Raw genomic sequence first — 13,120 nt, 5'->3', positions numbered from 1 at the left:
CGTTCTTTCTGCGGACCTAGAGTAGAAGCGTGACGGACGAGATCGAGACCACCCCCGCGCGTCACACGTGGCGTGACTATCAGTGGAAGCCACGACGCTCCCTCGTGCTCATGGCCGGTCAGGCCGTACGCGGGATCCGCGAGCCGACCCAGAAGATCGCGATCGCCGGCAGCGACGACGCGGTGAGCCAGCGCCACGCCCGCGCCGTCATCGACCTGTGTCTGCGGGCAGGCGAGGCGATGCTGGCCACGGGCGCCTCGGCCGCGGACGTCGTGGCGACCGTGCTGCGCATGAGCGCCGGATACGGACTGAACGGCACGCACGTCGACATCACGTTCACCTCGGTCACCATCAGCGTGCACCGGGGCCTGAACGAGGATCCGATCTCGGTCATGCGGGTGGTCAAGGTCCGCACCACCGACTATGCGCGGCTCCAGGCCGTGTACCGGCTCATCGACGAGATCACCGCGGGCGACGAGCTCATGCACGTCGACGAGGCCCGTGAGCGCCTCGGCGCGATCCTCACCCAGCCCCATCCGTACCGGCGCTGGCTTGTCACGGCGGGCAAGGCGACCCTCGCCGGCGGCGTCGTGGTCATGTACGACGCGAGCTTCGTGCTCGTGATCGTGGCCGCGGTCGCGGCGATCGCCGTGGACCTCCTCACCCGCAGGATGGCCAAGTGGGGCATCGCCGCGTTCTTCGGGCAGATCGCCGCCGCCATGATCACGACCTGGGCCGCCGTGGGGATGTACTGGCTGCGGTCGATGGGCATCGAGCTGCCCGGGGCGAACCGCCCGACGGTCATCGTGATCTCCGGGATCATCATGCTGCTGTCAGGTATCGGGCTCACCGCGGCGGCACGCGATGCCATCGACGGCTACTACGTCACGGCTACGGCCCGGGGGATGGAAGTGGTGATGCTCACCCTCGGTCTGGCCGTGGGGATCTCGGTGACGATCGGTGTCGCGATCCGTCTGGGAGTGCCGATGCGGGTGGGCACCACCCTCGGGCCGGACGGCGGACTCGTCGCCGGCGTGGTCGGCGCAGCGCTCATCGGGGTCGGCTTCGCGCTCACCTCGTATGTGCACCTGCGCGTCGTCCCCCTCATGGCCGCCGTCGCCGGCCTCGTGTTCGCCGTCTACTACGTGCTGCTTCCCCTGACCGACCAGCCCGGTGTCGTGCCCGGTCTCGCGGGCGTCGTCGCCGGGGTGCTCGGGTACCTGGTGTACCGCTGGCTCAAGGTGCCGGAGTCGGCCATGACCATGGCCGGGATCATCGGCCTCATCCCCGGCCTGGCTGTCTACCGCGCCCTCTACTCGATCATGGATTCCGAGTACGGCATCTCCGCGGCCATGCCCGCCCTCGTCTCCGCCATCGCGGTCGGCCTCGGGCTCGCCGCCGGGACCACCATCGGCGGCTTCCTCACGCGCCAGACCTTCGGCCTCGACCGGTCCGCGATCATCGCCTCCCGGCGGACGCGGGGCGCCCGGTAGTCGTGACAGCCGCCGGTCGATTCGGCACAGAACTCTCAGCGAGCACACAGATAGGACGTCAGTGTTGCGTTCCCCACGCACGACGTACACCTACGGCTCTACCGCTGGGTAGCCGCGGGTTGTTACCTTGCCCGAATGCGCGAGATCTTCCTTGCCCCCCACCAGCTCGGCGTCGGCGGTCGCACCACGGCCGTCTTCGCTCAGGCCGAGATGTTCCTGCGGCTCGGGCTCGCGCCGACCGTGCTCACGTTCAACTACGACGGACGCTTCGAGTCCTCCATCGCGTCGCGGCGCGCTTCGGGACAGATTCCGGACGGAGTGAGGGTGCGCAACATCTACCTCGACCTCATGGAGCAGAACACCGTGCCCGGGGAGGCGAACTGGTCCAGAGCCGAGGACGAGCAGGCAGACGGACTGATCGAACAGGACGATCTGTTCGAGACGGACCGGTTCATTCGATACTTCGACCGACACGGCGAATACATCAAGTTCCGCCGATGGGACGCCGGCGGCGCGCCCGTGCAGACGACCTACTTCCAGGCCCGGCGTGCCGTGGTGCGCCGCGAGTACAACTCCGCGGGCTTCTGCGGACTCGAGTACCACTACGACCTGGTGACCGGGAAGGTGAACCAGGAGCGGTACTACACCGCCGACGGCTTCTGCTATCTCACCCGCTGGATCAACCCGAACAGTGGCGCCCACGCGGGCCTGTACGTCAACTCACGCGAGTCGGGAAAGAGCCGCCGCTTCGCGCACAACGTACCCTGGCACGTGGCCTGGCTCGAAGGGCTGATGAAGAGGGCTGCGGGACGTCCGACGCTCGTGGCCCACTCCTCGGGCGCGGCTCGCAAGGTGATCGATGTGAAGCCCGGGCTCGCCGATCGCGTCTTCGTGTGGCACGAGAACCACTTCAAGCCGCCGTTCCGATTCGGCGCCGATATCCGCGCCGACTACGCGGACACCTTCACGAGGTTCGCGGAGATGCCCGCGGTCGTCGTCGCAACCGAGGCCCAGGCTGCCGACCTGCGCCGTCGCTATCCGGATGCGCACAACGTCCACGTCGTGCCGAATCGGATCCGCACCGCTCCCACGGTCGAGGGAGCGGAGAAGGCCGAGGGCAGGATCGGCGTCTTCGCCCGGCTGCACCCGGGCAAGCGGATCGATCAGCTCATCCGAATCATTCCTGCCATCCGCAAGGCGATCCCGGCCGCGAACCTGCGCGTCTACGGGCGAGGTCCCGAGCGGGCGGCACTCGAGAAGCTGACGAGGGAGCTCTCCCTCGATGACTACGTCACATTCCACGGCCAGATCAGCGATGTGAGTTCCGCGATGTCGCGCTGCCAAGTGACGGTCTCCACCTCGGAGGTCGAGTCGTTCGGCCTCGCGATCGGCGAGTCGCTTGCCGCGGGAACACCCGTGGTCGCCTACGACATCAACTACGGTCCGAGCGACCAGATCCGAGACGGCGTCGACGGCCACCTCGTGCCCGACAACAAGCCGAAGCAGCTGACCAAGCGTCTGATCGAGGTGCTCGCGGACTCGGAGCATGCGGCGGCCATGGGCCGTGCAGGTCGTGAGCGGATGGCGCGCCAGTTCGGCTACGACACTGTGGTGGCCCGGTGGCGTGAACTGCTCGGCCTGGACGGCGCGTCGCACGGGTAGCGTGCAGGCGTCACGTCGCGCCGCGGCTAGCATGGCCGCACGTCATCACGATCTGGAGGAGAAACGGGTGCACTCCCTACTATTGCTCAACGGCGGAATCGGTGCGCGGGTGGGCGCCGGCCAGCCGAAGCAACTGCTCAAGGTGCGGGGGATCCCGATCCTCGTGTACTCACTCGTAGCGGTCGACCGGATCGAGAGTGTGACGCAGATCGTCCTCAACTATCCGCCGGGCTGGAAGGAGGCGGTCGAGGAGATCCTCGAGGCCTATGCGATCCGGACCCCCGTGACCCTCGTCGAGGCGGGAGACACGAGGCACGCGTCCGTCGCGGCGATGCTTCCGCACTGCGAGAACGACCACGTGATCGTGCACGAGGCCGCCCGTCCGCTGGCCACCGAGGAGGACTTCGAACGCCTCATCGCCAGCGAGTACGAGAACGTCTCGCTCATGCAGCCGATCGCCTTCACCGTCGCGCCGGTCGACCCGGCGACACGGGAGGTCACGGGTTCCCTTGAACGGGACCGTCTGCGGAACGTGCAGCTGCCGCAGAAGTTCAACAAGACGCATCTCGCGAGGGCCCATGCCTTCGCCTCCGACCGCGGTGAGGTCTTCACCGAGGATGCGACCCTCGTGGCGGTTGCGGGTTACCCGGTCCACTTCATCGACGGGACGGACCGCAATTTCAAGGTGACCACGCCCATCGACGTGCGGCTCGCCACCTACCTGCTGCAGAGCGAGGAGGCCGAGGATGAGTAGGACCGCACTCGTGACGGGGGCGTCTCGCGGCATCGGCCTGGAGACCGTGCGGCGCCTCGTGCAGGCGCCGGGGGAGACGACGACAGTCGTCATGTTCGCACGGGAATCGGAGGATTTCACTGCGGCGGTGGCGGAGCTCGAGTCGGCCAACCCCCATGGCAAGAGGATCGTTGCCTGCCGTGTGGACGTCGGCGACCGCGCCGCGCTGCAGCAGGCCATCTCCGACGCCTATCGAGAGGTCGGCACCATACACACGCTCGTGAACAACGCAGGCTACACGAATCCGGTGCCCCTCCAGCAGGTCGACTTCGCCGACTTCGAGCGGACGATGGCGGTCAATCTCTACGGGCCGTTCACCCTCGTGCAGGACCTGCTGCACCTGGGGAACCAGTTCGATCTCATCGTCAACGTCGCCTCGACGGCCGGCATCACGGGCCGTTCCGGCTGGTTGACCTACTCGGCATCGAAGGCCGCCGTGATCAACATGAGCCAGGTGATGCGTGAGGAGCTGGCGATCTACGGCACCCGAGTCGTGTGCATCTCTCCGGGCCGGACGGCGACGGCGCTACGCCGGGTACTGGCGCCGGACGAGGACCCGGGGACGATCATGCAGCCTGGTCACGTCGCCCAGGTGATCGAGATGCTCGCCTCCCCGGTCGGCCGCTTCGTCGACTCCGAGAACCTGGTCGTGAGACAGTAGGCCGCCTCGGCGGGCGGTCGTCCCATCATGCCGGCCCAGCGGCCAGCGCGCGGGCGAGGATGGCGGCGATTCGCTCGCCGGCGTGACCATCCCACAGCGGTGGCGTGGGCCAGTGTGAGGGTCGACCTGCCGCCAGGACCTCCGCGACGGCCTCGGGCAACTCGGTCGGCTCGACCAGGCGATTCGTGCCGTCGGTGATGGTGACCGGCCGCTCGGTATTGGGACGCACGGTCAGGCACGGCACGCCGAGCACCGTGGACTCCTCCTGAATGCCGCCGGAATCCGTGATCACGAGAGCCGCATCGGACAACAACGCGAGGAACGGCAGGTACGCCATCGGGTCGACGACATGCATTCTCGGGTGGTCGAGGAGGCCCGCGGCAGTGAGACGACTCCGTCCGCGCGGGTGCAGCGGGAGGGCGATGTCGATGCGGTCGGCGACGGCGTGCATGGCGTGCACGAGCGCCGCGGCATGGGCGTCGTCATCGACGTTGCCCGGGCGGTGGAGAGTGGCGAGGGCATACCGATGCGGAAGATCGAGGTCGGACCGGGCCGACTGGTCGGCCGGCTCCGGCCGACAGCGCAGGAGCGAATCGATCATCGGGTTGCCCACGAAGTGAATCCGGTCGGCCGCGACTCCCTCCCGCGCCAGATGGCCCACCGCGTCGACGCTCGTGGTCAACAGCAGGTCGGCGAGCCGGTCCACGACGACTCGATTGATCTCCTCCGGCATCGTGCGATCGAAGGATCGCAGGCCGGCCTCGACGTGCGCGAGGCGGATGCCGCCCTTGGCTGCGACGAGCGCGGCGGCCGCGGTCGAGTTGATGTCGCCGTAGACGACCACGAGATCGGGGCGCTCGGCCGCGAACATGCCTTCAAGGGCGGTCATCACCGCCGCGGTCTGGTGGCCGTGCGTGCCGGAGCCGACCCCGAGGTAGACATCCGGCGTCGGCATTCCGAGCTGCTCCAGGAACACCGAGCTGAGGTTGGAGTCGTAGTGCTGCCCGGTGTGCACGAGGGTCTGGCGCACGTCGTACCGTTCGAGGGCGGCGAGGACCGGTGCGGCCTTGGGGAAGTTCGGCCGCGCGCCGACCACGTGGACGACGTGCTGCTGATCCGACTGCATCTCTCACCTCTCGTGGCGGCCCCGGCGTAATTCGAGCAATGGTAGCGGTCGATTCTCTGGGGCGGCCCGCCGAACCGGTGTGCGGGCCGGTGAGCGACCTCGGCGCAGGGGGCGGATCGACCTACCGACAGGTCACGCCGCGAGCACGAGGGCGAGGCCGGCGACGAGGCCGAGCAGTGAGAAGTTCAAACCGACGGACAGCGCGAGGGTGTTCGAGCGGGCGAGCGCCGGGGCGAACCGGATCGGAGACTCCAGGAACCGATGGGAGAGGACGGCGGCGACGATCGATGCTGCGACCACACCCGTCGTAGCGGAGACACTCAGCTCTCCCCACCGGGAGGTCGCCGCGATCAGCAGCGGCCAATGCCACAGATAGAGTGAGTAGGAGAGTGCGCCGAGCCACGTCAGGGGCCTGAGCGAGAGCAGCGCGGAGGGGCCGTGGTCACTCGGCACGCAGCCTCCGATGATCACCGCGGCGGTGCCCACCGTCGGCACGAGCGCCGCGTAGCCGGGCCAGTGGGTCTCCTGGGTCACCAGCACCCCGGCGCCGACCACCGCGCACAGACCCAGCCAACCGATGGCGCAGGCCCACCGCGGAGGTATCCGTTGCCAGCGGGATACCCCGATCGCCACGAGCGCGCCCAGAGCCAACTCCCATGCGCGGGTCGTGGTCACGAAGAACGCGCGTGCGGGATCGGCGGCGGTGTGCATGATCGACCACACCAGCGAGGGAATGATGATCGCGATCACCGCCGCCGCCAGCACGCGCCGCGATGGAGCCGCTCCCCGTCGGCGCCGTGCGAGCAGACCGATGGCCGTGAGGAGCAGCGGCCACACGAGATAGAACTGCTCTTCGATCGCAAGGGACCAGAAGTGCTGCACGGGGGAGGCGGCGACGTCCTCGGCCAAGTAGTCGACGGCCCGATCCGCGAGCAGCCAGTTCACGACGTAGCCGGCGGCGCCGGCGATGTCCTGGCCGAAGACACGCCAACTCACGACCGAGGTCGACCATGCGGTGAGCGCCGCCGTGGCCACGAGCACGACTCCCGCCGCCGGCAGGAGCCGCTTGGCGCGTCGGGCGTAGAACCGGGCGAGCGAGATCCGGCCATGGGTCTCCAGGTCGCGCATGAGCACACCGGTGATGAGGAAACCGGAGATGACGAAGAAGACGTCGACTCCGATGAACCCCCCACCGGCGAACGGCACGTGCACGTGATAGAGGAGCACGAGCCCGATTGCGATCGCCCGCATGCCCTCGATGTCCCGCCGGAACCCCAGTCGCGCCGGTTCCCCGCCGGCACCCACCGGCGCCACGGGCACGGCCGCCGTCGCTGATGTGACGGACGGCACTCGTGTCGACGGGCTGCTCTTCGGCACCGGCGCTCCCTCCTGGACGTGGGCTGTTCGGGCGGTGACAACTCACCGGGCAGGGTACAAGCAGTCGCGGGCGGATGGTCGATGGGTGGCGACATGACCCGGATCGGATCGTCGCGCACCCGGCGGTGTGCGCGGGCCGTCGGCGGATGAAAACTCTCGAAACCATCTATCCAAAACTTAAGTTTGTGCGTTTCGGTAGTCAGTGTTGCGCGGTCGACGTCGCGTGGAGTGAACGCAATCATGCGGCTCTCGCGAGGTTAATGCGACGCAAGCGCGACAGGTGCGACATAAGCGCGACGCTATTGCGACAGATTGTCTGGGTGGCTTCCGATCGACGGCGTGCGGCGGCTATTCGTGATGCATGTGGAATGGTGGCCTGGGAGTGCGGCGATGCCCTCCGGTTGGTGCCGCCGTGGGCGCGTTGCGCTCACTGAAGCGCGTGTCTGCCGCGAAATCGTGCGGATCGGGAGGGTGGGCAGTGGGTCGGTGCCGCCTGTCATGATGTGTCTGGTTGAGAGAGGGAAGGGCGTCGACCGGCGTCTGGTCCAATCTGTTGCAGTGTGGCGACTGCATTTCCTGTGGCCGGAGGAACGTGCATTGTGGTCTCGGTCTCGCAAGGGTTGCATGATCACTGGAAGGGTCCTATGTTGTACCTGACCCGCCGATGCGAGATGGAATGTGCGAACCTTGATGAAGGTCATCTAGGGGGGCGCAGAGCCAGGCACTACGTGTGGGGACCCGAATGGATGTCTGTCTACTTTTGACCACAGGAGGTCAACTCATGAGTAAGTTCGTACGTCGCGGTCTCACCGCGACCGCTGCGGCTGCCGTCGGTGCGCTCGCGCTCGCCGGCACCGCCTTCGCCGCCCCGAACGACAACGTCGGTGGCGGAAACGTCAACCTCGACAACCTGTCGGTGGATAGCGACGACCCGCAGCTGTACCGCTTCGCCGGCGAGGATCGCGTGCAGACGGCGCTCGACGCCGCCAAGCGCACCACGGGCTGGGGCGACACGGTGATCCTGGCCAACTCCCAGGTCTTCTCCGACGCGCTCGCGGCGGCGCCGCTGGCCGACACGCTCGACGCACCGATCCTGCTCAACTCGCCGGGCACCGCCGCGGTCAACGGCGACGTCCTGGCCTACATCAAGACCAACTTCGACAACGTCATCCTCGTCGGTGGCACCGACGTGTTCGGCGAGCAGCTTCGCCTCTCGCTGGTGGCCGAAGGCCTCTCTGTCGACCGGGTCGCGGGCGTCAACCGCTACCAGACGGCGGTCGGCCTCGCAACGGCGGCCTACTTCACGATGGACGACAACAGCAACGTCAACATCTTCCTGGCCGACGGCACGAACTTCCCCGACGCGCTCGCCGCGGGTGCCGCGGCCGCGAACGCCAGCGGCGTCGTGCTGCTGACCAAGGGCAGCGCGGGACTCGACAAGTTCACGTTCGACGCGGTCGTCGACGGCCAGTGGACCTGGGAGGGTGACACGGTTAACACCCACGGTTCCATCATCACCGTCGGTGGCCCGGCGAAGACCGCGACCGCGCAGGGATGGAACGAGACCCCGATCGAGTCGGACTTCGACCACGCCGGTGCGGACCGCTACGAGACCGCGGCGATCCTCGCCGACGAGTACTTCGCCAACTGGAACGGCGCGCTGGACAACGAGCAGGACCAGGGCTTCACCAACGTCGTGCTCGCCTCCGGGGAGAACTTCCCCGACGGCGTCGTCGCCGGTGGCTACGCGGCGAATGTCGACGGGCCGCTCCTGCTCACCCGCGAGTCCAGCCTCACCAAGGTGACCGCTGACCTGCTCGACCAGCACGTTTACTGGAACATCGAGAGGAACGGTTCGGGCGTCATCATCGACCCGCACGGACCGATCCAGAACGTGTTCATGTTCGGTGGCCCCGAGGGCTCGCTGAGCAAGAACGTCGGCCAGCAGGTGCAGGACATCCTCTGGGAGTTCTGATCCGCGCGGATCATCACCTCCGGAGATGATCGATGAGCAGTCACGGCGCCCCCGGCCAGCGGCCGGGGGCGCCGTCATGTCCGACGGGTCGCTCACCCCTTCAGAGAGGATGGTAGGCATGAGGCCACGGGTCCTGCGCTTCTCCCTCGCCGTGAACCTCGCCCTCGCGGCCACCGCCGCCTCCATGATCGTGCTCCTCCTGCTACGACCCGTGCCGGAGACGGCCTCCGCCGTCGACGGCGGCCCGCCGGGTGCGGGCGCGCTCATCGACCCGGAGGGCACCGCATCGACGCCCGGTGGACTCACCGTGCTCGGCGAGCCGGCCTGGTTCCTCCCCGCTCCGCAGGACGCCCCCGACGACGTGCCGGCCGCTTACGCCGACGGCTGCCAGCAGGGCCCGGGCGGGTCCGATCCCGCCGCGTGCGTCTGGGGGCTCGAGGACGGCACCCCGACCATTGCCGTCGTCGGCGACTCGAAGCTCGTGCAATGGCAGTCGGCCCTCTCCGCGGTCGCCGAGCGGCACGGCTGGCGCATCCTCGCCTACACGAAGTCGGCGTGCGGGTTCCACGCGGGCATGCAGGTGCGCGACGGTGAGCCGTACGCGAGTTGCGCGGACTGGAACGACCGCGTGCTGGCCGAACTGGACGACGTGAGACCCGCCGTCGTGCTCACGTCCCAGGGCGCCGCCCAGGCCCTCGCCGACGACGCCGACCCCGACAGCGGATCGAGTGAGGCGATGGTCGATGCGCTCGCGCAGCGGTGGGCGACCCTCGAGGCGGACGGGATGCCCGTCGTCGCGCTCCTCGACAACCCACATCCCCCCGGCTCGGTCTTCCCGTGCGTGGCGGACCACCCGGACGATCTGGCGGCATGCTCCTTCGATCGCGGTGCCGGAATCGATCGGTCGGCGGCACCGGCGCAGCGGCTGGCCGCCCGGCGCGTGCCGGGGGTGGAGCTCGTGGACCTGACCGAGTTCATCTGCCCGACGGTCGATTGCGTGCCGGTCATCGGGCACGTGCTCGTCTACCGGCAGGGCTCACACCTGACCGACACCTACGTGCGTACCCTCACCGACGCGCTCGACCGGCGTCTGGCCCCACTCGTTCAGGGTGTGCGGCACAGTGGTGGGTGAGAGTTCAGCGGATCCGCCGGCTCAGGTCGCCAGCATCCGCAACCGCCAGGTGTCCGCCGGCGTGCTCAGCGTCACGAGCTCGATTGCGCGGTAGTAGCGCCGGATGGCGATGAGGCGTTTCGCGGTGTGCTCCTCCCATTCCGCAACGAGCCCCGGCCAGGCATCCCGCCCGAGCGTCAGCTCGACGGGAAAGCCGTAGGCACGCACGTCGCCGAGCCGGTCCACGTCGAGCACGATCACCGGCCGAAACGACGCGAGTAGCAGTTGCTCCTGCGCGACGGAGCGCAGTATCGCCGGGACGTCGCCGGGATCGACACCCACGAGGTCGATGACGACCACCGGAAGCTGATCGACCCCGACCCCACCGAGGAGGTTGCCGGCCTTGAGCGGATGCTCACGTCGGGCTGCACGAGGTGCCTTCGCGGGAGGGCGGGCCGGGGGCCGTGGACGTCGCGCGGCGGCCTTCGCGAGCAGTCGATCAGCGGGCGATCGCAGGACCGGTACCCGCCGGAGGCGACGAAGCGTCCGACCACCCAGGGACCGGACCGACCGCTTCCCCCGGCGGGCGACGTCGACGAGCGGTGCGGGGGCGTGCCGAACGACGCGTGTGCGAAGGGTGGTCATGACAGCGTCCCGTCGATCGCGCGAGTGATGAGCCGGGCCACGGCCGGTGCACCGTTCCCGGGATCTGCCTGGTGCGCTCGGGCGACCATGTCCGAGCCGTCCTCCAGGAGTGAGGCGATCCGTGCACTCGTCTCCTCGAGGGTCAGCCGAGGCAGCTCGAAGGCCCAGCGGCTGTCGGCGGCGAAACGAGCGCGCGCCGCCTGGTCATCGAGTGACGTCTGCCGGTTGGGAATGAAGAGGGCGGGAACCCCGAACCGGAGGAGCTCGTGGAACGAGTTGTAGCCTGCCGCGCTCACCACCACGTCGAAGGCGCGGTAACACCGCGAGAGCGGATAGTCGCGCACGACATGAACGTGCCCCGAGAGTTCCGGCGACGTCACGGCTATGTCGGGGAGCGTCACGCACACCCCGACGCCGTTGCGAACGAGGGCCTGCGCGGCGACGCCGATATCGCTCGAGGTGTCGTTGATGTTCCCGGCACCGAGGGAGATGAGCCCCAACGGGCCGGATTCGGGCAGACCCAGCGCCGCCCGGGCGCTCGCACGGTCGAGCAGATCGCTCGGATCGAGGAGTGTGACGGGGGAGACCCGGTGCGATTGTGCCCCCACGGTGACGCCCTGGTCGTAGGCCGCAGCGAGATCTCCGGGCTCGAATACCGCGTCGAACCACGCGGACTTGTCGAGTTGGGCGAGGTTCATGCCGTGTCGCCACATGCCCCGCCGGGACCACAGCCACCGCGGGCCCGGCTCCGCCTCGCGGATCTGCTCGATGCCGCGGTAGGGCCATGTGCCGTCGAAGACGACCACCGAGGGGCGTATCCGCGCGATCGTCTCCGTCACGCGCTCGATGAAGAGCGGCTTCCACCGGCCGGCCGGGACCTGCAGGGCGCCCGACGACGGCAGGTACTCATATGGGTATCCGAGGCGGTCCGCGACCGGAACCGCCTGTGACAGCGACAGGATGTGCGGCTTCGCCACGCCGTCCAGTCGCCGCGCGTACGAGAACAACCGGGTCAGGTGTCCCATGCCGGCCCCATTGCTCGACATGAACAGCACGGTGGGCTGGTCCTCCGGCGGTCGGTCCGTCCCACGGGTCGAGGCCGTCCGACGGCGCCGGTCGCCCGCGGGCTCCGGTTGTCCCACGACCGTGGCATCGCCGGCGTCGAGGAGCCCCGGCGGTGACTCCGGCGCGGGTCCGATGAGTGCGCGAAGCCGGTGCGCGTGTGCCTCGTATCCGAAGCGCGCGCGAACCAGCTGCGATGCGAGCGCGACGTGGGCGTTGTAGGCGGGGCGGTCGTGCCACAGCCGCTCGACCAATCGACGCACCTCGGGCGGCTCGGCGTAGAGCGCGGCATCGCCGAACAACGGCCGGAATCGGGGGGAGACGATGGCGGGGATTCCAACGGCGAGGGCTTCCAGCACCGTGCGGCCGAACGCCTCGATCCACGTGGGGTCGTGGTAGTACACGAAGAAGTCCAGGTCCGTGAGGAAGTCTCGGGGGAGACGCTCCCCGAAGGCCTCCACCTCCCACGCATCGGGAATCTCGCCGAGGACGTCGACGACCGGGTCGGCGCCGCCGAGCACCCGCACCGCCCAGGTTCCATCCGTCGGATACGCCTGCCGGATCGCCTCCCCGTCGGTCGGCCACTTGCCGGGGTGCGGGCGACTGTGACGGCCGATGACCGGTCGGTCGGCTTGCCATCCGCTGGGAGCGCGTTGCCAGGAGTCGACATCGATGATGTTCACCCAGTCGTCGTCGGCGAGCCTGCCCTCCGGTATGAACGGGGCGATATCGTCCCGCACGAGCGGACCGATCGGCGCCCAGACCGGATCGACACCGAGACGGGCGCGGGCGAGACGGTCGGTCTCGGAGACGTCGTAGATCTCCCGCCCGTCGGGTGCCACGTGTGCGGCGTTGGCCAGTATGACGACGTGGCCGGCGTCGATGGGAGGGAGCTGGTCCGCAGCCGCCTGCAGCACGCCCGGGTGGCGGAAGACGACGAGCTTCGCCGTGATCGACGCGGGCCCGACGAGGAGTTCGGCGGCGCCCGAGCGGATCCGCTCGGCGATGACGGGGGAGAACGGGCGTACCCGTCGCACGAGCGGTCCGTTCAGGTGCACGAGTCCAGTGCGGTAGCCCGCGCGGTGCTGGGCGTCGATCTCGTTCGCGATGCTATGGGAGGTGCCGCCGGGGAACCGGAGGTCCGAGATGATGAGTACGTCGACTTCCCGGTGAGCGCTCGTCATAGTGAGGCCATGATGCCATAGCGTCGCCGGC

10 protein-coding genes are annotated in these 13,120 nt (G+C 68.7%); 6 read left to right on the top strand and 4 right to left on the bottom strand.

Going from position 1 to position 13,120, the window contains the following annotated elements; genetic code table 11:
* Nucleotides 1-29 precede the first annotated feature (29 nt).
* From GCG21_RS12025 to GCG21_RS12010, 4 genes are all read left to right on the top strand, one after another.
* A complete protein-coding gene (locus tag GCG21_RS12025; protein ID WP_228759921.1) occupies nucleotides 30-1,493 on the top strand; it encodes a threonine/serine exporter ThrE family protein in 1,464 nt (487 codons plus the stop codon).
* A gap of 135 nt (nucleotides 1,494-1,628) precedes the next feature.
* Nucleotides 1,629-3,155, top strand: a complete 1,527-nt coding sequence (locus GCG21_RS12020; RefSeq protein ID WP_152909932.1) for a glycosyltransferase — start codon at nucleotides 1,629-1,631, stop codon at nucleotides 3,153-3,155.
* A gap of 67 nt (nucleotides 3,156-3,222) precedes the next feature.
* Complete coding sequence (locus tag GCG21_RS12015; protein WP_370517482.1) at nucleotides 3,223-3,909, top strand: 2-C-methyl-D-erythritol 4-phosphate cytidylyltransferase; 687 nt, start codon at nucleotides 3,223-3,225, stop codon at nucleotides 3,907-3,909.
* Complete coding sequence (locus GCG21_RS12010; protein ID WP_152909930.1) at nucleotides 3,902-4,609, top strand: SDR family NAD(P)-dependent oxidoreductase; 708 nt, start codon at nucleotides 3,902-3,904, stop codon at nucleotides 4,607-4,609. Before GCG21_RS12015 ends, GCG21_RS12010 begins: the two co-directional genes overlap by 8 nt.
* A 25-nt stretch (nucleotides 4,610-4,634) precedes the next feature.
* Here GCG21_RS12010 and wecB read toward each other — a convergent pair whose 3' ends face one another.
* Nucleotides 4,635-5,735, bottom strand: a complete 1,101-nt coding sequence (wecB, locus tag GCG21_RS12005) for a non-hydrolyzing UDP-N-acetylglucosamine 2-epimerase (RefSeq protein WP_152909929.1) — start codon at nucleotides 5,733-5,735, stop codon at nucleotides 4,635-4,637.
* A 132-nt stretch (nucleotides 5,736-5,867) separates the two neighbouring features.
* Entirely contained in the window at nucleotides 5,868-6,986 is a 1,119-nt protein-coding gene (locus GCG21_RS12000; RefSeq protein WP_152909928.1) for an acyltransferase, read from the bottom strand.
* Between the two features lie 907 nt (nucleotides 6,987-7,893).
* On the opposite strand from GCG21_RS12000, the gene GCG21_RS11995 reads away from it, so the two are divergent.
* Entirely contained in the window at nucleotides 7,894-9,087 is a 1,194-nt protein-coding gene (locus GCG21_RS11995) for a cell wall-binding repeat-containing protein (RefSeq protein ID WP_194165070.1), read from the top strand.
* Nucleotides 9,088-9,205: 118 nt separating this feature from the next.
* The gene (locus GCG21_RS11990; protein WP_152909926.1) at nucleotides 9,206-10,219 is read left to right on the top strand and encodes an SGNH hydrolase domain-containing protein; all 1,014 of its coding nucleotides are present in this window, start codon (nucleotides 9,206-9,208) and stop codon (nucleotides 10,217-10,219) included.
* 21 nt (nucleotides 10,220-10,240) lie between these two features.
* Here GCG21_RS11990 and GCG21_RS11985 read toward each other — a convergent pair whose 3' ends face one another.
* Together GCG21_RS11985 and GCG21_RS16760 are read right to left on the bottom strand one after the other, a co-directional pair.
* Nucleotides 10,241-10,558: a hypothetical protein gene (locus tag GCG21_RS11985; protein ID WP_152909925.1), complete on the bottom strand. Its 318-nt coding sequence runs from the start codon at nucleotides 10,556-10,558 to the stop codon at nucleotides 10,241-10,243.
* 281 nt (nucleotides 10,559-10,839) lie between these two features.
* Nucleotides 10,840-13,089 (bottom strand): glycosyltransferase, encoded by a 2,250-nt coding sequence (locus GCG21_RS16760; protein ID WP_227993740.1) that lies wholly within the window; start codon nucleotides 13,087-13,089, stop codon nucleotides 10,840-10,842.
* Nucleotides 13,090-13,120 lie beyond the last annotated feature (31 nt).

It is taken from the genome of Pseudactinotalea sp. HY160, from assembly GCF_009372055.1.
In the GTDB taxonomy this organism is placed as follows: domain Bacteria; phylum Actinomycetota; class Actinomycetes; order Actinomycetales; family Beutenbergiaceae; genus HY158.
This window is presented reverse-complemented; position numbering and strand designations above follow the sequence as displayed.

What these genes read in the sequence shown, in the direction of transcription:
- GCG21_RS16760 (WP_227993740.1), bottom strand. Translation starts at nt 13,089, where the DNA reads ATGACGAGCGCTCACCGGGAAGTCGACGTACTCATCATCTCGGACCTC.
- GCG21_RS12000 (WP_152909928.1), bottom strand. Translation starts at nt 6,986, where the DNA reads ATGCGGGCGATCGCAATCGGGCTCGTGCTCCTCTATCACGTGCACGTG.
- GCG21_RS11990 (WP_152909926.1), top strand. Translation starts at nt 9,206, where the DNA reads ATGAGGCCACGGGTCCTGCGCTTCTCCCTCGCCGTGAACCTCGCCCTC.
- wecB (WP_152909929.1), bottom strand. Translation starts at nt 5,735, where the DNA reads ATGCAGTCGGATCAGCAGCACGTCGTCCACGTGGTCGGCGCGCGGCCG.
- GCG21_RS11995 (WP_194165070.1), top strand. Translation starts at nt 7,894, where the DNA reads ATGAGTAAGTTCGTACGTCGCGGTCTCACCGCGACCGCTGCGGCTGCC.
- GCG21_RS12010 (WP_152909930.1), top strand. Translation starts at nt 3,902, where the DNA reads ATGAGTAGGACCGCACTCGTGACGGGGGCGTCTCGCGGCATCGGCCTG.
- GCG21_RS12020 (WP_152909932.1), top strand. Translation starts at nt 1,629, where the DNA reads ATGCGCGAGATCTTCCTTGCCCCCCACCAGCTCGGCGTCGGCGGTCGC.